The organism is Tistrella mobilis KA081020-065 (assembly GCF_000264455.2).
In the GTDB taxonomy this organism is placed as follows: domain Bacteria; phylum Pseudomonadota; class Alphaproteobacteria; order Tistrellales; family Tistrellaceae; genus Tistrella; species Tistrella mobilis.
In genome coordinates this window covers 511,792-532,250 of record NC_017956.1, presented here as the reverse complement: position 1 = coordinate 532,250, position 20,459 = coordinate 511,792, and the positions used below count along the sequence as shown (strand labels likewise).

Annotated in this window: 21 protein-coding genes and 1 riboswitch; of the genes, 10 read left to right on the top strand and 11 right to left on the bottom strand. The window is 68.4% G+C overall.

The annotated features are described in order from the left end of the window. Position 1: 1 nt before the first annotated feature. Positions 2-553, bottom strand: coding sequence for a D-glycero-alpha-D-manno-heptose-1,7-bisphosphate 7-phosphatase (locus TMO_RS02470; RefSeq protein ID WP_014744001.1), 552 nt, complete (start codon positions 551-553; stop codon positions 2-4). Between the two features lie 103 nt (positions 554-656). Further along, a riboswitch (FMN riboswitch) is annotated at positions 657-838 on the top strand. A 121-nt stretch (positions 839-959) separates the two neighbouring features. Here TMO_RS02470 and TMO_RS02465 point away from each other — a divergent pair. Together TMO_RS02465 and TMO_RS02460 are read left to right on the top strand one after the other, a co-directional pair. Beyond that, a complete protein-coding gene (locus TMO_RS02465) occupies positions 960-1,478 on the top strand; it encodes a 6,7-dimethyl-8-ribityllumazine synthase (protein WP_014744000.1) in 519 nt (172 codons plus the stop codon). A gap of 65 nt (positions 1,479-1,543) precedes the next feature. Beyond that, entirely contained in the window at positions 1,544-1,939 is a 396-nt protein-coding gene (locus TMO_RS02460; protein WP_145978050.1) for a hypothetical protein, read from the top strand. A 3-nt stretch (positions 1,940-1,942) separates the two neighbouring features. On the opposite strand, the gene TMO_RS02455 is transcribed toward TMO_RS02460, so the two are convergent. After that, entirely contained in the window at positions 1,943-3,193 is a 1,251-nt protein-coding gene (locus TMO_RS02455; protein WP_041604799.1) for an MFS transporter, read from the bottom strand. Positions 3,194-3,433: 240 nt separating this feature from the next. On the opposite strand from TMO_RS02455, the gene panC reads away from it, so the two are divergent. After that, positions 3,434-4,351: a pantoate--beta-alanine ligase gene (gene panC, locus TMO_RS02450; protein WP_014743997.1), complete on the top strand. Its 918-nt coding sequence runs from the start codon at positions 3,434-3,436 to the stop codon at positions 4,349-4,351. 52 nt (positions 4,352-4,403) lie between these two features. After that, positions 4,404-5,105, top strand: a complete 702-nt coding sequence (locus TMO_RS02445) for an extensin family protein (protein ID WP_014743996.1) — start codon at positions 4,404-4,406, stop codon at positions 5,103-5,105. A 7-nt stretch (positions 5,106-5,112) separates the two neighbouring features. Here the strand turns inward: TMO_RS02445 and TMO_RS02440 are convergent, their stop codons facing one another. After that, the gene (locus tag TMO_RS02440; RefSeq protein WP_014743995.1) at positions 5,113-5,661 is read right to left on the bottom strand and encodes a MarR family winged helix-turn-helix transcriptional regulator; all 549 of its coding nucleotides are present in this window, start codon (positions 5,659-5,661) and stop codon (positions 5,113-5,115) included. Positions 5,662-5,850: 189 nt separating this feature from the next. Here TMO_RS02440 and TMO_RS02435 point away from each other — a divergent pair, with 189 nt between their 5' ends. After that, positions 5,851-7,080: an ABC transporter substrate-binding protein gene (locus TMO_RS02435; RefSeq protein ID WP_014743994.1), complete on the top strand. Its 1,230-nt coding sequence runs from the start codon at positions 5,851-5,853 to the stop codon at positions 7,078-7,080. A gap of 57 nt (positions 7,081-7,137) precedes the next feature. Beyond that, a complete protein-coding gene (locus tag TMO_RS02430; protein ID WP_014743993.1) occupies positions 7,138-8,703 on the top strand; it encodes an AMP-binding protein in 1,566 nt (521 codons plus the stop codon). Positions 8,704-8,706: 3 nt separating this feature from the next. Here the strand turns inward: TMO_RS02430 and TMO_RS02425 are convergent, their stop codons facing one another. After that, the gene (locus tag TMO_RS02425) at positions 8,707-9,660 is read right to left on the bottom strand and encodes an AraC family transcriptional regulator (protein WP_014743992.1); all 954 of its coding nucleotides are present in this window, start codon (positions 9,658-9,660) and stop codon (positions 8,707-8,709) included. Positions 9,661-9,880: 220 nt separating this feature from the next. On the opposite strand from TMO_RS02425, the gene TMO_RS02420 reads away from it, so the two are divergent. Together TMO_RS02420 and TMO_RS02415 are read left to right on the top strand one after the other, a co-directional pair. After that, positions 9,881-10,333, top strand: a complete 453-nt coding sequence (locus tag TMO_RS02420) for a (2Fe-2S)-binding protein (protein ID WP_014743991.1) — start codon at positions 9,881-9,883, stop codon at positions 10,331-10,333. 3 nt (positions 10,334-10,336) lie between these two features. Further along, the gene (locus TMO_RS02415) at positions 10,337-12,556 is read left to right on the top strand and encodes a xanthine dehydrogenase family protein molybdopterin-binding subunit (RefSeq protein ID WP_014743990.1); all 2,220 of its coding nucleotides are present in this window, start codon (positions 10,337-10,339) and stop codon (positions 12,554-12,556) included. A gap of 12 nt (positions 12,557-12,568) precedes the next feature. Here the strand turns inward: TMO_RS02415 and TMO_RS02410 are convergent, their stop codons facing one another. From TMO_RS02410 to TMO_RS31505, 3 genes are read right to left on the bottom strand one after another with little or no spacing between them, the layout of a single operon-like run. Next, complete coding sequence (locus TMO_RS02410) at positions 12,569-14,014, bottom strand: sensor histidine kinase (protein WP_014743989.1); 1,446 nt, start codon at positions 14,012-14,014, stop codon at positions 12,569-12,571. Continuing rightward, entirely contained in the window at positions 14,011-14,676 is a 666-nt protein-coding gene (locus tag TMO_RS02405) for a response regulator transcription factor (RefSeq protein WP_014743988.1), read from the bottom strand. Before TMO_RS02405 ends, TMO_RS02410 begins: the two co-directional genes overlap by 4 nt. Further along, positions 14,673-15,050, bottom strand: a complete 378-nt coding sequence (locus tag TMO_RS31505; protein ID WP_014743987.1) for a PepSY domain-containing protein — start codon at positions 15,048-15,050, stop codon at positions 14,673-14,675. The genes TMO_RS02405 and TMO_RS31505 overlap by 4 nt, the downstream gene beginning before the upstream one ends. A gap of 134 nt (positions 15,051-15,184) precedes the next feature. On the opposite strand from TMO_RS31505, the gene TMO_RS31500 reads away from it, so the two are divergent. Further along, a complete protein-coding gene (locus TMO_RS31500; protein WP_187297804.1) occupies positions 15,185-16,036 on the top strand; it encodes a PepSY domain-containing protein in 852 nt (283 codons plus the stop codon). A 54-nt stretch (positions 16,037-16,090) separates the two neighbouring features. Then, positions 16,091-16,492, top strand: a complete 402-nt coding sequence (locus TMO_RS02390) for a hypothetical protein (RefSeq protein ID WP_041604797.1) — start codon at positions 16,091-16,093, stop codon at positions 16,490-16,492. Between the two features lie 6 nt (positions 16,493-16,498). Here TMO_RS02390 and TMO_RS02385 read toward each other — a convergent pair whose 3' ends face one another. The 4 genes from TMO_RS02385 to TMO_RS02370 all read right to left on the bottom strand — a co-directional run bounded on the left by TMO_RS02385 (position 16,499) and on the right by TMO_RS02370 (position 20,379). Then, positions 16,499-17,725: an ABC transporter substrate-binding protein gene (locus tag TMO_RS02385; RefSeq protein ID WP_051045290.1), complete on the bottom strand. Its 1,227-nt coding sequence runs from the start codon at positions 17,723-17,725 to the stop codon at positions 16,499-16,501. Positions 17,726-17,879: 154 nt separating this feature from the next. Continuing rightward, positions 17,880-18,236, bottom strand: a complete 357-nt coding sequence (locus TMO_RS02380; RefSeq protein WP_014743984.1) for a hypothetical protein — start codon at positions 18,234-18,236, stop codon at positions 17,880-17,882. Further along, the gene (locus TMO_RS02375) at positions 18,233-19,150 is read right to left on the bottom strand and encodes an isocitrate lyase/PEP mutase family protein (RefSeq protein ID WP_041604796.1); all 918 of its coding nucleotides are present in this window, start codon (positions 19,148-19,150) and stop codon (positions 18,233-18,235) included. Before TMO_RS02375 ends, TMO_RS02380 begins: the two co-directional genes overlap by 4 nt. Positions 19,151-19,221: 71 nt before the next feature. Continuing rightward, positions 19,222-20,379 (bottom strand): alpha-hydroxy acid oxidase, encoded by a 1,158-nt coding sequence (locus TMO_RS02370; protein WP_014743982.1) that lies wholly within the window; start codon positions 20,377-20,379, stop codon positions 19,222-19,224. Positions 20,380-20,459 lie beyond the last annotated feature (80 nt).

Below are 20,459 nucleotides of genomic sequence, written 5' to 3'. Positions count from 1 at the left end.
GTCAGGCCGGGGGCGTGCCGTCGATCACCAGACGCGCCGCCGCATCCAGATCCGGCGCCCAGAGATCGGGTGCCGGCTCGGACGCCCCTGCCGCCGCCTCGTCCCCGATCAGCACGGCCATGGCCCCCACCGCCCGGGCGAGGCCCATATCCGACGGCTTGTCGCCGAAGACCACCGCCCGGGTCGGATCGAAACCCAGCCGTGCCGCCGCACGCCGCACCATGCCGGGCGACGGCTTGCGGCAGTCGCAGCCCTCCTCGGGCCCGTGGGGGCAGATCTCGATCGCATCGAAGCGGATGCCGTGCGGTGCCAGAAGCTGGCACATCCGCTCGTGGATCGCCTCCAGCGCCTCGGGCCTGATCAGGCCGCGGGCGATGCCCGACTGGTTGGTCACCACCACCAGGCCGAAACCGGCGGCGACAAGCCGCTTCAGGCCCGCCAGCGCCCCGGGCAGCAGCTCGAACCCGGCCGGATCGGCCAGATAGCCGGTGTCGAGATTGATGGTGCCGTCGCGATCGAGCAGGGCATAGCGGCGGGGCTGGGTTTCCGGCATCTGAAGGCGTCTCCGGCGGCGTGATCGGAAGCTGTTGCCGCAAACGGCAGGGCGCGCGTATGGTGAGGCGGTCCGCGTCCTTCCGCAAGGCGGGTTGCGGGCGATACGTTCTCGGGGCGGGGTGGAAGTCCCCACCGGCGGTATGCAAGCGGGCCCAGGCCCGGTTGCGAGCCCGCGAGCGCCCGCCAGAGGTTCAAGGCCGGTCGGCCGGAACCGATGGCGGGGTCAGCAGATCCGGTGCGATGCCGGAGCCGACGGTTACAGTCCGGATGGAAGAGAACGGAGAGGCGCGTCCCCGGTGGGACGGGCGGCGTTGCACCTGTGTGCCCCGACCGCCCGTACGGCCAAGGGGGCGTTTCCCCGTGCGCCCTGATTCTGGCAAACCGGTATCCCGATGAGGACCGCCATGAATCAGATCAGTCAGACGACCCCCACCACCATCCGCCAGGACGGCAAGGTCGCGCCGCGTTTCGCCGTGTTGCGGGCGCGCTGGCATGCCGAACTGGTCGACCGCGCCGTCGACGGCTTTGTAGCCCGCATGGCCGAACGCGGCATCCCCGCCGACGCCATCGACGTAATCGACCTGCCCGGCGCCTTCGAAATCCCGCTGGAGGCCAAGCGCATCGCGGAAGCCGGCCGGCATGTGGCCGTCATCGCGGTGGGCTTCGTGGTCGATGGCGGCATCTACCGCCACGACTTCGTCGCCCGCGCGGTGATCGAGGGGCTGATGCGCGTTCAGCTCGACACCGGCATGCCGGTGTTTTCGGTGGTGCTGACACCGCACCACTTCCACGAGCATGATGTCCATCAGGCCTTCTTCACCGGCCATATGACCACCAAGGGGTACGAGGCCGCCGAGGCCTGCCTTGCCACCCCGGCCGTGCGCGACCGGCTGGGCATCACTGCCAGGGCCGACGCCGCCTGACCTGCCCGCCCGCCCCGGAGACGGGGCGGGCCCTATCGAGCCATTGCGGAGATCCCATGCGCCCCATGCCACACCTCCTGCGCCAGATCGTGCTGGCCGCAGGTGTCGCCACCAGCCTCTTCGCCCTGACGGCCGAAGGCCAGGCCGCCGATCCGGTCTGCTGGGTGGATGTGGACCGCACCAACGCGCTCGCCACACGCGGCGCCGCGCAGGATGGCGATTTCGCCGCGGCGGTCCGCAAGCTTCTGGCGCGGACCTGCAAGGCCGGCAATCCCCTGCGCGGCTACGTCCCCTATGCCGCCAATGCCCCGGCCGGGGCCGCCAAGGCCGACCGGACCTACGCCGCTTATCCCGACTGGACGGCGGCGGGCAATATCGCGGCTGCAGCCTGCGACATCGACGCGACCATCGCCTTCACCCCCGAAGTGCCGGGCTTCGTCTGCCGCTTCGTCGGTGAATAAGGATCAGATCGGGCGGGCCGGCAGACGCCAGCCGGCCATCACCGCCACCAGCAGGGCCCCAAGCGCAAGCCCGAAGGGCAGCGCCGCCCCTGCGGCATAAAGCCCGCCCACGGCCGATCCCGCGGCATAGCCTGCGGTCTGGGCTGAATTCAGCAGGCCGGCGCGGGTACCACGCAGGCGGGGATCGGCGGTGACGCGGGCGAAGAGCATCGCCACCACCACCGCCATCCCGGCGCCGGTCAGCATCGCCGAGGCCACAAAGGCCCACCATGCACCGCCCCACCAGCCGAGCGCGATCGACACCGGCAGCAGCGCCAGGCCAGCCGCCCAGGCGCGCGCCGCCAGTGCCGGACGGGACCCAAGCCGCGGCAGGACGAGGGTCTGGACCCCCAGCATCACCACAGCCGCCACCGCCATGACGATCGCCACCAGCTGCGAGGCCGCGGGCGCCGCCATGTCGAGCCGGGCCATGGCATGCAGGCCGAACACGAACTGCATCATGCCCATGGCGAAGGTGCCGATGCCGACCACCAGAAAAGGCCGCATCATGCCCTCGGCCGCCCGGGGCGGGCGCCCGGCTGCGACGGCCGCACCGCAGCGTCCGGCCGCAGCGGCGGCGCCGCCCAGCCCGACCACGACCAGCACGGCCGAGCCGGCACCGATCGCCGACAGCCCCCAGAGCGGCGCCACCGGCCCGACCATCAGCAGGGCCAGCGCCACCGCCGGCCCGGCCAGGCGGCCGACGCTCAAGCCCGCGGCCAGCGCGCCGGCTGCCGCCAGGCGCCGCTCGGGCCCTGCCAGATCCACCGCCCAGGCCTGACCGACCGGGTAGATGGCCGAGCCCGCCACGCCGAAGATCAGCCGCGAGACGATCATCACCCCAAGGCCGGTCCCGTGGCTGATGCGCCCTGCGGCCAGAAGATCGGCGGCGCCCGCGAACAGGGCATGGGCCAGGGCGGCCCCGACCAGCCCCGCCAGCAGCACGGGTCTGCGGCCGAACCGGTCGCTCAGCCGCCCCCAGAGCGGTGCGCCGACCATGAAGGGCAGTACGCCCAGGGCCACCAGCAGGCCGAGCGTGGCCGCATCGATGCCGGTGGCGGCGATCAGCCCGGGCACGATGGCGACCTGGATGGCCTGGCCTGCCCCGATCACCGCCACAGCCGCCCCCAGCAGCCGCAGGGCATGGCGTGGAACGGCACCCGCGGGCGGTGCAGCGACAGCAGGCGTGGAACCGGCGGAAGACGACCCCGGCATGGACGAGACCTTCATGACCTGGGGATGACATTCAACCCATGATAAATTGAATGCTGAACGCTTTGCGCCTGCTGCGCAATGCCTCTCACGGGCAGAGCATGTTCCCTGTTGATGGATGGAAGTATCCGATCCTGGAAAACAACTGGCGTGCTGCACCGCAACAGGTTAGCTTGCCGGTCACGCGCCCCCCCTTCCCGAATAGAGGCGCCGCCATGATCGCCAGAGGAGACCGCCGCCGCCATGTCCTCGCCCTCCCTCGCTGCTGCATCGCCCTCCGCCATCGATGTCGTTCGCGATCGCGCCGATCTGCGCGGCCGGGTGCTGCGCTGGCGCGCCCAGGGTGCACGCATCGCCCTGGTGCCGACGATGGGTGCCCTGCATGACGGCCATCTGAGCCTGATCGACATCGCCCGCGCCCGGGCCGACCGGGTGGTGGTCAGCATCTTCGTCAACCCCACGCAGTTTGCCCCCGGAGAGGATTTCGACCGCTACCCGCGCGACGAAGCCGGCGATCTGGCCCGGCTGGCGGCGCGGGGCGTCGATCTTGCCTGGATGCCGGCGGTCGGTGACATGTACCGCCCCGACGCCGCCACCACCGTGCATGTCGACCGGTTGACCGAGGGGCTGTGCGGTCCCTGGCGCCCCGGCCATTTCGACGGCATGGCGACAGTGGTCGCAAAGCTGCTGATCGGCTGCGGGCCGGACGTGGCCGTGTTCGGCGAGAAGGACTGGCAGCAATTGCAGGTGATCCGGCAGATGGTGACGGATCTCGACATCCCGGTGGAGATCGTGGGCGCCCCCACCAGCCGCGAGCCATCGGGTCTCGCCCGGTCGTCGCGCAATGTCTATCTCGACGCCCGTGAGCGCCCGGCAGCCGAGGCGCTGAACTGCGTGCTGCACGACACGGCCGCCGCCATTCTGGGTGCCGATCCGGATGACGACGATCCCATCGGCAACGCCCTCGCCCGGGGGCGTGCGCGGCTGGCGGATCTCGGCTATGGCAGGATCGAGTATCTGGCGCTGGTGGATGCCGAGACCCTGGCGCCACTCGACCGGGCACCGGTATCGGGCCGTCCGGCACGGCTGCTGGTCGCCGCCCGCCTGGGCAGCACCCGCCTGATCGACAACATTCCGGTCGTGGCCACAGCCGCTGCGTGACCGATCCGTGACCCGGCTTGGTCGCGGAGACCAGCGTCCTATCTGACAGGTCATGCGACCTGCACGCCTGACCCTGCTTGCCCTGATCCTCGGCCTCGTCGGCGGCGGCCTTGCTCTCGCCGGCGGGCTGATCCGGATTCCGGATCGCTGGAACCCCTTCGCGCCGCCGGTCATTGCCGATGCGCCCAACCTGCTCACCCGCTGGAAGATCGCGCAGCTCAAGGATGCCCCAGACCAGTGTCTGGCCGTGCTGGAGACAGCGCCCCTGCGCTTCAGCACGGTTCCCGACCGCAAGACAGCAGCGACCTGCGGCTTCGAGAATGCCGTCCGGGTCAGCGGCGCAGAGGGCCTGCGCTTCTCGTCGGGCTTTACCGCCAGCTGTCCGCTGATGGTCGCCTGGTCGATCTTCGATCGCCATGTTCTGCAACCCGCCGCCCGCCGGCATTTCGCGAGCCGGGTTGCGCAGGTCGATCATCTGGGCACCTATGCCTGCCGCGCCGTTCGTGGCGGCAGCACCCCCAGCCAGCATGCCACCGCCAATGCCATCGACATCTCAGGCGTGGTGCTGGCCGATGGCACGCGCATCAGTCTCGCCCGGGACTGGTCGGGCGACGACGCCCGCAAGCGCGCCTTCCTGCGCGAGCTGCGCGACGGTGCCTGCGAGGCCTTTCGCGGCGTGCTCGGCCCCGACTACAACGCGGCCCATCGCGACCATTTCCATCTGGACATGGGCCGCTGGAGCATCTGCCGCTGACCGGCGCTCAGCTGCCGCCGTCACCCTCCCCGGTTGCCGCCATCACCCGCGCCAGAAGCGGCCGGTCTTCGGCCCGGGCCAGCGCCATCATGATGGTCGAGAAATCATCGGCATGGCGCGGCCCCGCCGCGCGGATCGCGGCCGAAATCACCGCTTCCTGACAGGCAAAGGCGGCCCGCTCCATCCGGATGCCGGCCTCGGTGAGATAGAGCCGCCGCCGCCGCCGGTCGCCGCGGTCGGTCTCCTGGCGCAACAGCCCGTCATCGAGCAGCCGGTTCAGCACCCGGGCCACGCCCTGCGCCGTGATCCCCAGGATGTCGAGCAGCTCCCCCACCGTGATCCCCGGCAGCCGGGCCGCGAAATACAGCACCCGGTAATGGGCGCGGCCAAGTCCGTGCTCGCGCAGGAAGCTGTCGGCATCGCCGGTGAAGCCGCGATGGGCGAAGAAAAACAGCTGCGCGACCCGATGGGCGGCGGCGGTCGCATCCGCCAGATCGCCGAGCGGCGCGCGCTTCGGCAGGTCCGGGCTGGACGGGTCTCGCGGGGTGTCTGACATCGGGGCTCCGGCTGGGGGCTTTGAAACATCCTGCGTCCCGCCAGGGGCCGGGGTCAAGCGAGCCATGTTTCAAACCAAATAGCACAATAATATTGTGTTACTATGATCAGCTGATAGTCTCTCATCCAGAACCGACCGATGCGGCATGCAAGACCGCAGAGGCCACCGACCCCCGGGAGGATCCCAAGGATGATCGCGCTCAAGACCCCACTGACCCGCCTGATGGCCGCGGCCCTGCTCGCCAGCACCGCCAGCCTCGCCCTCGCCGCCCCGGCCATGGCCGGTGCCGATGGTGCCGTGAAGATCGGCATCCTGAACGACCGCTCCGGCCCCTATTCCGACGCCACCGGCGAAGGCGCCGTGGTCGCGGCCCGCATGGCGGTGGAGGATTTCGGCGGCAAGGCGCTGGGCAAGGACGTCGAGATCGTCTCGGCCGACCACCAGAACAAGGCCGATATCGGCTCGTCGACCGTGAACCGCTGGCTGGATGTCGAGGGTGTGGACGCCATCTTCGACGTGCCCAATTCAGGCGTGCTGCTGGCGCTGCAGGAAATCGTCCGCAACAAGGACGGCATCCTGGTCTCCTCGGGTGGCGGCGTGTCGAAATTCACCGGTGAGGCCTGCTCGCCCTACGGCTTCCAGTGGAGCTACGACACCTATTCGGTCGCCAATGCGCTGGGCCGTGCGACGGTCGCGGAAGGCGGCGACAACTGGTTCCTGGTCCAGGTCGACTATGCCTTCGGCGAGGCTCTGGCCGGCGATCTGACCAAGGCGATCACCGAGGCCGGGGGCAAGATCGCGGGCTCGGTCAAGCATCCGCTGAACACGCCGGACTTCTCGTCCTACCTGCTGCAGGCCCAGGGCTCGGGCGCCAACACCGTGGCGCTGATCAATGCCGGCGGCGACACGGTCAACGCGCTCAAGCAGGCGAAGGAGTTCGGTCTCGCCGACTCGGGTCAGAAGATGGTCGCCATGCTGTTCTTCAACACCGACGTGCTCGCGATCGGCGCCGACGACCTCAAGGGCCTGACCGCGATCAACGGCTATGAGGCGAGCCTGAATGCCGAGACCCAGGCTTTCGGTGAGCGCTTCGCCAAGCTGCACGGCACCTGGCCGACCTCGCTGCAGATCGGCGTCTATTCGGCGGTGAACCACTATCTGAAGGCCGTCGAGGCCGCCGGCACCGATGCCCGCGATCAGGTCGCGGCCAAGATGCGCGAGATGCCGGTCGAGGATCTGTTCGTGAAGGGCGGCAAGGTCCGCGCCGACGGGCTGATGATCCACGACATGCTGCTGACCGAGGTGAAGCCGTCGTCGGAATCGAAGACCCGCGGCGACGTGTTCAAGGTGGTGCGCGCCATTCCGGGCGACGAGGCCTTCCGCCCGCTCGACAAGGGTGGCTGCCCTCTGGTCAAGTGATGCTGGTTTCACAACAGGAACCAGGCTCCCAATAAAAAACCGGGAAGGAACCGCCCCTTGCGCATCATCGATTTTTTCGATCGGGGGGCGGCCATCGCTCCCGATCGTGAGGCCCTGGTCTCGGCCGGACACAGCCTCACCTATACCGAAGCCCGCACCCTCACCTGCCGGATCGCCGCCGCCCTGGTCGCCCGGGCGGGCGGCGATCCGGCGGCGGTCGGCACCGTCGCGGTCTGGAGCCCCAATCACGCGCTCGCCTTCGCCTGCCTGCTCGGCGGCGTGAGGGCGGGTGGTGTCTGGGCCCCGATCAATGCCCGCGGCCATGCCGACGACAATATCGACTTTCTCGACACCGCCGACTGCCGGACGCTGTTCATCCATTCAAGCTTCGCCGGCTACCTGCCGCGGATCCGCGAGACGGTACCGACGCTCGAAGACGTGATCTGCATCGACGGCCCGCTCGACGGTGTGCTGTCGCTCGATGATCTGCTGAACCAGGCGGAGGGGCTGCCGGTCCCGGATCTCCGCCCCGACCCGAACCGTCTGGCCGCCCTCTTCCCCACCGGCGGTACCACCGGCCGCTCCAAGGCCGTGCGGCTGACCGAGGGGGTGTGGACGGCCCTGATCGCCATCACCCATGCCGCCATGCCGCCGGCCGACCGGCCGGTCTATCTGGTCGCGGCCCCGATGACCCATGCCGCGGGCGCCATGGCTTTTCCGGCGCTTGCCGCCGGCGCCCGGGTGGTGATCATCGAGCGCGCCGATCCGCTGGAGGTGATGGAGGCGATCGACCGCGAGAAGGTCACCGACCTGTTCCTGCCGCCGACCGTGATCTACGGCATGCTCGGCCATCCGCGGCTGCGCGACTTCGACTACGGCTCGCTCCGCCATTTCATCTATGCCGCCTCGCCCATGGCGCCCGACAAGCTTGCCGAGGCGATCAGGGTTTTCGGCCCGGTGATGGCCCAGACCTATGGCCAGGCCGAAGCGCCGATGCTCTGCACCTTCCTGTCGCCCGCCGAGCATGCGGCGGCGGCAGCCGATCCCGCCCTCGTCCACCGCCTCGCTTCCTGCGGCCGCCCGACCCTGCTGACCCGGGTCGAGATCATGGATGACGACGGCAACGTCCTGCCCCGGGGTGAGCGGGGCGAGATCGTGGTCCGCGGTGATCTGGTGATGGCCGGCTATCACAAGCGCCCCGAGGCGACGGCGGAAGTCAGCCAGTTCGGCTGGCACCATACCGGCGATGTCGGCTGGATGGATGCGGATGGTTTCGTCTACATCGTCGACCGCAAGAAGGACATGATCATCACCGGCGGCTTCAACGTCTATTCGGCCGAGGTCGAAAACGTGATCCAGGGTCATGCCGCCGTGCAGAACTGCGTCGTGATCGGCGTCCCCGACCCGAAATGGGGCGAGGCCGTGACCGCGGTGGTCGAGCCCGTTCCCGGCGCCGAGGTCACGGCGGAAGAGCTGATCGCCCTTTGCCGGTCGAAGCTCGGCCCGGTCAAGACGCCCAAATCGGTGCTGTTCGAAGAGGCCCTGCCGCGCAGCCCGGTGGGCAAGATCCTGAAACGCGCGGTCCGCGACCGCTTCTGGAGCGGGCGCGACCGGCTGGTCTGATCCCTAACTGGTTGCCGTCAGCAGATCGTCATCCGACGGGCGCTCGCCGTTGCGGCGGCGCCCGTATTGCCGGGGCGCACAGCCCATGACCCGCTTGAAGGCGGTGCTGAAGGCGCTTTCCGATTCATAGCCCAGCGACAGGGCAATAACGGAAACGGGGTCGCTCCCGGCCTCCAGCCGGTCGCCCGCCAGCAGCATCCGCCAGCGCGTCACATAGTCCATGGGCGCCATTCCGGCCAGGTCCCTGAACCGCTGCGCGAAGGTCGATCGCGACATGCCGGCACACTGCGCCAGCGCCGGCAAGGTCCAGCGATGCCCGGGATCGTCGTGTATCGCCGCGACCGCCTTGCCGATCTGCCGGTCGGTCAGGGCGGCAAACCATCCGACACCCCCCTCCCCCCTTTCCGACAGATGCAGGCGCAGGGCCTGAACCAGCATCATGTGGGCAAGATGCTGGAGCAGCAGAAGGCCGCCCGGCCGGGGATCCTGCAACTCCTGCATCATCTGCATGACGCACCAACGCAGCGCCACCCGATCCGCCCTTTTCCGGAGATGAACGACCGGTGGCAGTTGGCGCATCAACAGCGCCGCATGGTCGCCGTCGAGCGAAAACCGGCTGCTGATCAGCATCGTATCCCCACCGCCATTGCAGGTGACGATCCCGCCATCCCTTGCATGGGCGATCAGGGGCTTGGCATCCACCGGCGGCAAAGCGGGGTCGCTCGTCAGAATGAAGGGCCGCCCGCGAGGCAGCAGAAAGCCGTCACCGGCCGCCAGACAGGATGGTGCCGCCACGCCATCGACCGCCAGCCAGCAATCGCCGGAGACGACGGCACCGCATTTGATGCTGCCCTCCTGACCGGAGAATCTGACCGACCAGTCGCCGCCCGCATCGAAGCCGGCAGACATGTGGCGGCGCGGTTTCAGAATCGACAGCACATCCGAGAGCGGATCCATGGGTCCTCCGGACACTCATCAAGACCGGGTACCAGTATCGGGATGAACCGAAGCTAATCGTTCCGGCCGCGAATTTCCATGGTCTGCCACCCCTGTTCTGGCTCCGGGGCCATTCGGACGATTGCGCAGATAAAACGGATTCGGGCGCATAGCCTGCCCCATCCTCGATTTCTATCGTGAAGACAGCTGCGGAGGTGAGCTTCGTAAAGGAGAGGCTTTGATGACAGCATTCACGATCAACGGACGCCCGGTCGATGTCGATGCCGCACCGGACACGTCGCTCCTCTGGGTGATCCGCGAGCATCTGAAGCTCACCGGCACCCGGTTCGGCTGCGGGATCGCCCAATGCGGCGCCTGCACCGTTCATGTCGACGGTGAGCCGGCACGGTCCTGCGTAACCTGGCTCGAAGACGTCGCGGGCCGCGAGGTGACGACGATCGAGGGGCTGTCCCCCGACGCCTCCCATCCGCTGCAGAAGGCCTGGATCGCCGAACAGGTGCCGCAATGCGGCTACTGCCAGTCCGGACAGATCATGCAGGCGGCAGCCCTTCTGCGACGCAATGCACATCCCACACGCGACCAGATCGTCGAGCACATGGACGGCAACATCTGTCGATGCGGCACCTATCTGCGGATCATCAGCGCCATTCAGCGCGCTGCACGGGAGGCATGATCGATGGATGAGACACGTCATCTGCACGTCCGCCCGATGTCCCGGCGGAGCTTTCTGGTCACGGCCGGCAACCTCGGCATCGGCGTCGCGTTCGGCGACCTTCTGCGGCCGGCCCTGGGCGCCGTCATGGCGCGGGCAGCGACAGGTGACTTCCGACCGAATGCCTGGGTGACCATCGCTGCCGACGGGATCGTGAGCATCATGTCGCCCGCCTCGGAAATGGGCCAGGGCATCATGACCACGCTGCCGCTGCTGATCGCCGAAGAGATGGATGCCGATTGGGACAGGGTCCGCATCGTCCAGGCCCCGTCCGATGCGGAGACATACGGCAATCCCGGCTTCTACGGCATCCAGCTCACCGGCGGCAGCGAATCCACACGTGGCTATTACGATCTGCTCCGGCTGGCCGGCGCACAGACCCGCAAGATCATCCTGGCCTCCGCGGCCGGATTGCTCAGGGTGCCGGCAAGCGAACTGATCACCGGACCAGGCCAGGTCGTCCACCGGCCATCCGGCCGAAAGCTCGGCTATGGGGAGATCGCCGCGACCGCCACGCTCCCCGATCCGCTCCCGCAGGCGACGGCGGCCGATCTGAAGCCGGCCGGGCAGTGGCGCTATATCGGCAGACGAGACATTCTGCGCATCGACGTCCCCTCGAAAGTCGACGGCCGCGCGATCTATGGCATGGACATCCAGCGTCCGGAGATGCTGTACGGTGCCGTGCTGCGCCCGCCCGTCCAGGGCGAGCGGCCAGAGGCGATCGACGACGCGGAGGCCAGGGCCGTGACCGGGATCATACGCATCCTGCCGCTCTCTTACGGCGTCGGGATCATCGGTGAGACGGTGGAGGCGACGAAACGGGCCAAGGACCTCCTCAAGGTCACCTGGAGCACATCGTCGCGGGTGCGTCGCTACACCAGCGACAGACTGATCGAAGACTACCGCATGACCGCCGGGGATATCGGCCGGGACGGCGTGACCGCATATTCAGAAGGCGATGCCGCGTCCGCGATTGCCGGCGCGGCAACGGTGATCGAGGCCGACTACATGAGCGACCATGTGGCCCATGCGACCATGGAGCCGATGAACGCCACGGCTCTGGTCATGGGCGACAGGGTGGAGATCTGGGCCCCGACCCAGGGGCCGACCGGCACCCAGCACTTTGCGGCCGGGGTGATCGGCACCACGCCCGACAAGGTGACGGTGCACACCACCCTGCTCGGCGGAGGCTTCGGCCGCAAGGCGGAGGCGGATTTCATCCTCGACGCAGTGTCGCTCGCCCGAGACGTGGAGGGCCGCCCGGTCAAGGTGATCTGGAGCCGGGAAGACGATATCCGCCACGACAAGTACCGGCCTCTCGCGGCACAGCACCTGCAGGCCGGGCTGGATCGCGACGGAAACATCGTCGGCTGGCGCCACCGGATCGCGGCCGATTCCATTTTCGCCCGGACCATGCCCGAGCTGTTCGAGCGCCAGGGCGGCCATGACGACGTCGTCACCGAAGGCGCCCATGTCAACTACGCCCTGCCGACCCATCGAATCGACTATCTGCGCCAGGACAACGGTCTGGATGTCGGCTTCTGGTTCGCCGTGGGGGTCGGCTACACCCGGTTCGGTGTCGAGTGCTTCATCGACGAAATCGCCGCCGCGAAAGAGATCGATCCCGTTGATCTCCGGCTGGAGCTTCTGCGGGATCAGCCGCGCGCCCGCCATGTCGTGGAGACCGCCGCGCGCATGTCGGGCTGGACGCGCCCGCGGGAGGGCCGGGCACTCGGCATCGCCTATTCCGACGCCTTCGGCTCTCATTGCGCCCAGGTGGCGGAAGTGTCGCTCGACCGGACCAGCGGCGCGATCCGCGTGCACAAAGTCTGGTGTGCGGTCGATCCGGGGGTGGCGATCCAGCCCCGCCACATCGAAGCCATGATCATGGTCGGGATCACCAACGGAACCAGCCAGGCGCTGTTCGAACAGATCAACGTCGTGGATGGCGAGGTGCAGGAAACGAATTTCGACACCTACCGGGTGATCCGCATGTCCGAGGCCCCGGACATCGAGGTGGCCGTGGTCCCGATGGCGGGAAGTCCCGTCGGCGGCATGGGTCAGGCCGGGCTGCCACCGGTCGGGCCGGCGATTGCCAACGCTGTGGCCCGGCTCACCGGAGGGGTGCGGCTTCGGCACTATCCTTTCCTGCCGGAACGGGTGCTGAAAGCGCTCAGTGCCTGAGCGGAGCCCGCCTCAACGGCGGCGCCGGCCGGTCTCTTCCGCCCGGGGCAGCGTCACCCGGGTGGCGAGACCGCCCAGTTCCTCGCTCGCGGTCAGCGCGAGCGTGCCGCCATAGATCTCGACCACATCCGAGACGATGGACAGGCCGAGCCCCGATCCGGGCACCCGCTCGTCCAGCCGCCGCCCGCGCTGGAGGGCCGCCCGGGCCTGGTCGGGGGTCAGGCCCGGGCCGTCATCCTCGATCAGGATCAGGAGCATGTCGTCGCCGGCTGCCGCGCCGCTCACCCGGACGCGGCCGGCGGCCCATTTGCAGGCGTTCTCCATCAGATTGCCCAGGATCTCTTCCAGATCCTGACGCTCGCCGCGGAAGTCGAGGTCGCCACGAGACTCGAGATCCGGGGCCAGATCGACGGTGATGGCAAGGGGCGGATCGCGGCGGGCGAACATCCGCTCCAGACTGCGGGCAATGTCGGCGGCAACCGGCGCAACCGGCGTCCGCGCCCCGATCACCGCGGCATTGGCGGCGGCAGAGGCGCGGGTCAGGTGGTGCTCGACGATCAGCCGCATGGCGTCGATCTGCCGGCGGGCTGCCGCGCGCCGTTCCTCGGGCAGATCGGCGATGTCGGCCGCGAGCAGGGTCAGCGGGGTCTTGAGCCCATGGGCGAGATTGCCCGCCTGGGCGCGGGCTCTGCGCACCACCTCGGCATCATGGTCGAGCACGCCGTTCATCGCCCGGACCAGCGGCAGCACCTCGCGCGGGCGCTGTTCGTCGAGCCGGGCCGCCCGGCCGGCGCGGATCGCATCCAGATCGCCCGAGAGCCGCCGGAGCGGCGCCAGCCCCCAGCGCAGCTGAACCAGCGTCAGCAACGTCGCCACCAGCACCAGCCCGCCCAGCATCAGGATCAGCAAGCGGTCGAAACGCCGGGTCTCCAGCCCGATTTCGGCCGCATCGGCCGCCACCGCCACCACCAGCGGACCGTCATGATCGGGGAGCGTGATGGTGCGGGCAACCAGACGCAGCGGCACGCCTTCGGTCGGCCCGTCGACGATCTGACGGACGGCGGCCGGGCCGGAGCCGGGGGTGCCGGCGACATCCAGCGTCTGATCCCAGAGCGAGCGCGAGGCGAGCACCACCTCGTCGGTCATGCCTTCCTGGCCGACCTCTTCCACCTGCCAGTACCAGCCCGAAAAGATCTGGTCGAAGCGCGGGTCGCCGAGGCCGCGGTCGAGACCGATGGCGCCATCGCGCCCCACCCTGAGCGCCGCGACCAGCGCCCGGTGCAAGGCTTCGAGCCGCTGATCGAACGCCGCCTCGACCGAGCGATGGAAGGCATGGGAGAGCGCAAAACCGCCGGCGGTGACGGCGATCAGGGTCGAAACCAGGGCCGCCGCGGCCAGGCGGAGCGCGATCGATCCCGCGCGGCGGGGCGGGGGTGCGGAGGCGGGATCCTCGCTCAACTGGCGCCCGCCTCCAGCACCCAGCCGCGGCCGCGCACGGTGCGGATCAGCGGCCGGTCGAGCTTGCGGCGGATGCGGGCGAGCAGCACGTCGACGACGTTGGAGTCCGGATCGGCATCGCGTTCATAGACATGCTCGACGATTTCGCTCCGGCCGACCACCCGGCCCTGATTGTGCATCAAATAGGCGAGCAGCCGGTATTCCTGGGCGGTGAGGTCGAGCCCGGCGCCGTCGATCCGGAAACGGCCGGCGCGGGTATCGAGCACCAGCGAGCCGCAGCGCAGATCCGCCGCCGCATGGCCCGAAGCCCGGCGGATCAGGGCATGAAGGCGCAACACCACCTCGCCCATCTCGAAGGGCTTGGTCATGTAGTCGTCGGCACCGGCATGGAAGCCGGCCTGTTTTTCCGACCAGCGGCCGCGTGCGGTCAGGATCAGCACCGGCATGTCGAGCCCGTCCTCGCGCCAGCGCTGCAGCACGCTGACCCCGTTCATGCCCGGCAGGCCCAGATCCAGCACCACCGCATCATAGGTTTCGGTCTGGCCCAGATATTCGGCGAGCGTCCCATCGGCGGCGATGTCGACCGTGAACCCCGCCTCGACCAGCACCTTCTTCAGCCGGTCGGCAAGCTCGGCATCGTCTTCGGCGAGCAGAATTCTCATCGGATCCTCGCAGCCTCGATCCCCCGGCCGGCGACTTCCAGAAAGGCGCCGTCCGAGGCCCGGAAGCGGAATTTCAGCACGGTTCCGGCCTCGGTCAACAGGTCGACGACATAGATCATGTCGTCGTCGTCATCGTCGTCGCGTTCGAGTTCCGCCTCGATCACCCGGCCGCGATAGCGCTCGCCGATCCAGGCGACGATACGCGAGAGCGGCACCACCCGACCTTCGCGCACAGCTTCGCGCAGCGCCCGGCGATCCCCGGGCGGATCGGCAAGGCCCGGCTGCGGGGCGAAAACGGTCAGCGCCACCGGCACGACAAGGGCCAGGGCGGTCGAGATGCGGCGCAGGTGGCGGTGGAGACGGATCACGCGCATGCGCGGGATCCTGCCCGATCTTCCATGAACGGTACATGAACGGATCGTTCAGTTTCCGGCGAGAGCCGGGCTGCCATGATGGCTTCATCGAGACGCGCCGGATCCGGCGTGTGGAGACGCAGAGGAGTGACGACATGACCGCCAGGACGACGCGACGCCGCCCGATCGCCGCAGCCACCCTCGGGGCCGCGGCCCTGGGGCTGATCGCGGCCACCCTGCCCGCCGCACCGGCCCGGGCGCTCGACACGCCGATCGGCCAGCTGGACCAGTATCGTGACATCACCATCCATGGCAGTGTCACGGGTGTCTGGGGTAATGATTTCGTCCTCGAAGATCCGAGCGGCAAGGTGCTCGTCCATGCCGGTCCCCACTGGTACCACGATGTGGGGGTGAAGGAAGGCGACCGGCTGACGGTCACCGGCCGCATCGCCGGCCCGAATTTCGACGCCACCACCATCACCTGGGATGACGGCCGCAGCTTCACCGTCCGCCCCGCCGACGGCCCGCCGCCCTGGGGCGGCAAGGAACGCGAGAAGGCCGAACGGGATCGCGATCACGGCCCCCGCCATGACCGGCCGCATGAGGGCCCCGGTCCGCGACCGGCCGCCGAACTGGATCTGCGGGTGCTGGGCGAACGGCTGGCGGCAGGCGGCTATACCCGGATCACCGATGTCGATCTCGACCGCCGCCACATCTCGGCCGAAGCCGTCTCCCGCGACGGCTTGCAGGTGGAGCTGCGCATCGATCCGCGCAGCTACGAAGTCATCCGCGAGCGCCGTGACGACGACGACCGCCGCCCCGACATCGCGCTGGATCTGCCGGCCCTTGCCCGGATGCTCAGCGACCGGGGCTACGCGACCATCACCGATGTCAGCATCGATGACGGGCTGATCGAGGTCGATGCCGTCGCCCGCGGCAATCAGCGCGTCGAGCTTGAGATCGATCCCAAAACCCTGAACATCCTGCGCGAGCGCCGCGACGACTGATCCGGTGCCCGCAGGCCCCTGCCCCAGCAAGCCCCTGCCTGAGGAGGCAAGCCCATGTCGGACCCACAGCCTGCCCGTCCGGCATCCCGCCCGGGCGGCCCGGCCGCCATCGCGATCACCATCGCGGCGGCGGCCCTGCTGCTCGGCGCCTGCGTTCCCCATGAACGGCGTAGCTGGGGATATGGCGATCCGCCGCCGCGGGTCTATCATGCGCCCCGCTACGGCTATGCCCCGCCGCCACCGCCACGGGTGATCTATGTGCCCCGCCCCCCGGTGCGGGTGGTGACGCCGCCGCCGCATCGCGGGCCGAGGCCGGGGGAACATCACCACCGCCCCCGGGACCGGGACGACCACGGCCGCGGCGATGGTCGCTGGGATGACGACCGGCCCCACCACCGCGATCGGGATCGCGACCGGGACAGGGATCGTGACCGATGGGGCCGGGGCCGGTCCTGACCGGCCTCAGCCGGCCGCCCCGCCGGTGACCAGGGGGCACCCACCCTGGTCGAGCGGCCGGAAGGCCTGATCGCCCGGCACCGTGCGGATCAGCTTCAGATAATCCCAGGGCCGGGTCGATTCCGCCGGGGACTTCACCTCCAGCACATAGAGATCATGGACCACGCGGCCGTCGGGCCGGATATGGCCGTTCTTCGCGAACATGTCGTTCACCGGGGTCGCGCGCATCTGCGCGTTCACCGCATCGGTCGCATCGGTGCCGGCATCCGTCACCGCCTGAAGATAGTGGCGGACCGCCGAATAGGTGCCGGCCTGGCCCATGGTCGGCATGGCGCCATGGCGGGCGAAGAAACGCTCCGACCAGGCACGGGTCTCGTCGTTCAGATCCCAATAAAAGGCCTGGGTCATGATCAGGCCCTGAGCGGTCTCAAGCCCGATCGCATGGATATCGGTGATGTGGAGATAGAGTCCGGCGAGTTTGAGACCCGAGGCCGACAGGCCGAATTCCGCCGCCTGCTTGATTGCGTTCACCGAATCGGCACCGGCATTGGCAAGGCCGATCATCCGCGCCCCCGACCCCTGCGCCTGAAGCAGGAAGGACGAGAAATCCGAGGTTCCCTGCGGATGGCGCACGCCCCCCACGACCTTGCCGCCCGCGGCTTCAACGGCGGCAGTCGTATCCCGCTCCAGCGCATGGCCGAAGGCGTAGTCTGCGGTCAGGAAATACCAGGGCCCCTGATCTGCGAGCGGCAGACCGGTGCCGACCGCCAGGCCATAGGTATCATAGGTCCAGTGGATGCCGGTGGGCGCACAGGCCTTGCCGGTGAAATCCGACGAACCGCCGGTCGATGCCAGCACCAGCCGGTTCTTCTGGCGACCGATCTCTTGCACCGCCAGCAGAACCGACGAGGTCGGGATGTCGGCGATGACATCGACCTGTTCCTCGTCGATCCAGCGATTGACAAGTGTGACACCGACATCGGGTTTGTTCTGATGATCGCCCGAGACGATCACGATCGGCTTGCCCCGGATCGCGCCGCCGAACTCTTCGGCCGCCATTTCGGCGGCGATCACCGAGCCGCGGCCGGCCATGTCCGCATAGATGCCGGACATGTCGTTCAGCACGCCGATCTTGATCACGCCGTCGGAGATCGCGTCATCTCCGGCGGCCATTGCCGGCACCGCCGCCACCAGCGCGGCGGTCATCACCGCATGCACGCCGAAATTCGTCATGAATATATACCCCCGCATGCGTCCGGACCCGCTCCGGAATTCCGCAGGGCGGTTCATACGATTTCACGTCAGGAAACGTCAAATCAATATTTATTTAACGATTATTATATGTAAATAAAAAAACAGCTTCATCGTCGACGGTGCCGGCAGGCGGTCACCCGCGGGCGGTATCCTCCCCACGCTCCGATGCCGGCAGTGCCGAAATGCTGTCGGGGCCGAGCCGGCTGCCGCAGATCGGGCAGTCCATCAGTGCCAGCGCCTGTTCGATGCGCTCGGGCGTGGCGCCCTGCCGGACCATCTCGGTACGCACTTCGGCACGGAAGGCCAGATGACGCCGCTGTTCGGCGAGCGCGTTTTCCAGCACCGCACCTGCCGTGCCGGTGGCCGGCTCTACCGTGAAGGCGGCTGCCGGCCGGCCGGCGGCCAGCATGGCCGCGCCGGCCGCACCGGCGCCGAGCCCTGAGAGAAAACGCCGCCGCCCCGTGGACGGCTTGTCCGACCGATCGGTCATTCTCCGGTCTCCTGATCCGGATGGGGGCGGCCCGCGATCACCCGCGCCGCCTGGTCGAGATAGGCCTGTTCGCGCGCCCGAAGATCGGGCAGCCCGACCAGCTGGTTGAAGCCGTCGAAATCGAGCATGCGATCGGCAAAGGCCGTGGTGATGCCGTCGCGGCGCAAGGTCGCGAACAGGTCGCGCGCGGCCCTGGCCACCGCATAGGTCAGGGCCACCGGGTGGGTGACCACGGCATAGCCGATCTCCTCAAGCTCCGCCGCGGTCAGCATCGGGGTCAAGCCGCCCTCGATGTTGTTGGCCAGCAGCGGCGCCTGCACCGCTGCACAAATCCGGCGCATCTGCTCCACCGTGCGCGGCGCCTCGACGAAAACCATGTCGGCACCCAGCTCGCGATAGAGACAGGCGCGGTCGATCGCAGCCTCGATCCCATCGACGGCGAGCGCATCGGTCCGGGCCATGATCACCAGATCCGGATCGCGCCGCGCATCCAGCGCCGCCTGCAGCTTGGCCACCATATCCTCGACCGGCACCACCGCCTTGCCGGCCATATGGCCGCAGCGCTTGGGGAAGACCTGATCCTCGATGAACAGCCCGGCAACGCCGGCCTGTTCATAAGCGCGGACCGCCCGGCGGGTGTTGGTGACATTGCCGAAACCGGTATCGGCATCGGCAAAGACCGGCACATCGACCGCATCGCAGATCCGGGCATAATGATCGGCCAGTTCACGCATCGACAGCTGCGAGGTATCGGGCTCGCCGATCAGGGCAGCGGTGGAGGCATAGCCGCCGCAGGTGATCGCCTCGAAGCCGGCTTCAGCGGCAATCCGCGCGGTCAGCGCATCCTGCACACCGGGCATTTCAAGGATCTCCGGGGCCTCGACGAGGGCCCGGAAGCGTGAGGTGCGACGCATATGGGTACCGCCAGTCGGTTCTGTTTCAATGTTCCTTCAACGGTATAGCGCAGGATGACTGTCCCTGCCAGTCATCCGGCCCGGCTGCGGAAACGCAGGCCATCCCGGCCAAGCTGGTCGACCGAGGTGCAGCCCATCAACTTCATGTCACGCTCGATCTCGATCCGCATCAGTTCCAGCGCCCGCTCAACCCCGGCCTGCCCGGCGGCTGCCAGCGGAAAAAGGTAATAGCGCCCCAGCCCCACCGCTTTGGCCCCCAGCGACAGGGCCTTCAGCACATGGGTGCCGCGCTGGACGCCGCCATCCATCATCACATCGATCCGGTCGCCCACGGCATCGACGATCTCGGCCAGCTGGTCGAAGCCGGTGCGCGACCCGTCGAGCTGACGGCCACCATGATTGGAGAGAACGATACCGGTGCAGCCGATCTCCACCGCCCGCTTCGCATCCTCGACCGACATGATGCCCTTCAGGCAGAACTGCCCGCCCCAGTCCCGAACCATGGCGGCGACATCGTCCCAGGTCATCGACGGGTCGAGCATCTCGGTGAAATAGCGGCTGATCGACATGGTGCCACCACCCATGTCGACATGGGCGTCCAGCTGGGGCAGGCGGAAGCGTTCATGGGTGAAATGTTCGATCGCCCAACGCGGCTTGATCGCAAACTGCGTGATCCCGGCGAGGTTCAGCCGGAAGGGAATGGCGAAGCCGGTGCGCTTGTCGCGTTCGCGGTTGCCGCCGGTGATGCTGTCGACCGTCAGCATCATCACCTGCACGCCGGCATCGCGGGCACGCTCCATCATCGCCCGGTTCAGGCCGCGATCCTTGTGGAAATAAAACTGATAGACCTGCGGACCGTTTGAGATCCGCCGCGCCTCTTCCAGGCTGACGGTGCCGAGCGACGAGACACCGAACATGGTGCCGAACTTTCCGGCCGCGGCCGCCACCGCCCGCTCCCCTTGATGATGGAACAGCCGCTGCAAAGCGGTGGGCGAGCAGTAGACCGGCATCGCCAGCTTCTGGCCCATCACCGTCACCGACATGTCGACCGCACCCACGCCGCGCAGCACCCGGGGCACCAGATCGCAGTCGTCGAAGGCGGCGGTGTTGCGGCGCAGCGTCACCTCGTCATCGGCTGCCCCGTCGATATAGTCGAAGATCGGCCCCGGCAGGCGACGGCGGGCCATGCGGCGGAAATCGTGGAAATTATGGCAGTCGGCAAGGCGCATCACGCTCTCCAGGGGATGACGGCCGGGCCTGCCGGTCGTATAAGAGAACCAGAACCGATATCTTGGTAAACTGATTTTAC

Coding starts and splice junctions, on each gene's coding strand:
- TMO_RS02470 (WP_014744001.1), bottom strand. CDS start 553: ATGCCGGAAACCCAGCCCCGCCGCTATGCCCTGCTCGATCGCGACGGC.
- TMO_RS02465 (WP_014744000.1), top strand. CDS start 960: ATGAATCAGATCAGTCAGACGACCCCCACCACCATCCGCCAGGACGGC.
- TMO_RS02460 (WP_145978050.1), top strand. CDS start 1,544: ATGCCACACCTCCTGCGCCAGATCGTGCTGGCCGCAGGTGTCGCCACC.
- TMO_RS02455 (WP_041604799.1), bottom strand. CDS start 3,193: ATGCCGGGGTCGTCTTCCGCCGGTTCCACGCCTGCTGTCGCTGCACCG.
- panC (WP_014743997.1), top strand. CDS start 3,434: ATGTCCTCGCCCTCCCTCGCTGCTGCATCGCCCTCCGCCATCGATGTC.
- TMO_RS02445 (WP_014743996.1), top strand. CDS start 4,404: ATGCGACCTGCACGCCTGACCCTGCTTGCCCTGATCCTCGGCCTCGTC.
- TMO_RS02440 (WP_014743995.1), bottom strand. CDS start 5,661: ATGTCAGACACCCCGCGAGACCCGTCCAGCCCGGACCTGCCGAAGCGC.
- TMO_RS02435 (WP_014743994.1), top strand. CDS start 5,851: ATGATCGCGCTCAAGACCCCACTGACCCGCCTGATGGCCGCGGCCCTG.
- TMO_RS02425 (WP_014743992.1), bottom strand. CDS start 9,660: ATGGATCCGCTCTCGGATGTGCTGTCGATTCTGAAACCGCGCCGCCAC.
- TMO_RS02420 (WP_014743991.1), top strand. CDS start 9,881: ATGACAGCATTCACGATCAACGGACGCCCGGTCGATGTCGATGCCGCA.
- TMO_RS02415 (WP_014743990.1), top strand. CDS start 10,337: ATGGATGAGACACGTCATCTGCACGTCCGCCCGATGTCCCGGCGGAGC.
- TMO_RS02405 (WP_014743988.1), bottom strand. CDS start 14,676: ATGAGAATTCTGCTCGCCGAAGACGATGCCGAGCTTGCCGACCGGCTG.
- TMO_RS31505 (WP_014743987.1), bottom strand. CDS start 15,050: ATGCGCGTGATCCGTCTCCACCGCCACCTGCGCCGCATCTCGACCGCC.
- TMO_RS31500 (WP_187297804.1), top strand. CDS start 15,185: ATGACCGCCAGGACGACGCGACGCCGCCCGATCGCCGCAGCCACCCTC.
- TMO_RS02390 (WP_041604797.1), top strand. CDS start 16,091: ATGTCGGACCCACAGCCTGCCCGTCCGGCATCCCGCCCGGGCGGCCCG.
- TMO_RS02385 (WP_051045290.1), bottom strand. CDS start 17,725: ATGACGAATTTCGGCGTGCATGCGGTGATGACCGCCGCGCTGGTGGCG.
- TMO_RS02380 (WP_014743984.1), bottom strand. CDS start 18,236: ATGACCGATCGGTCGGACAAGCCGTCCACGGGGCGGCGGCGTTTTCTC.
- TMO_RS02375 (WP_041604796.1), bottom strand. CDS start 19,150: ATGCGTCGCACCTCACGCTTCCGGGCCCTCGTCGAGGCCCCGGAGATC.
- TMO_RS02370 (WP_014743982.1), bottom strand. CDS start 20,379: ATGCGCCTTGCCGACTGCCATAATTTCCACGATTTCCGCCGCATGGCC.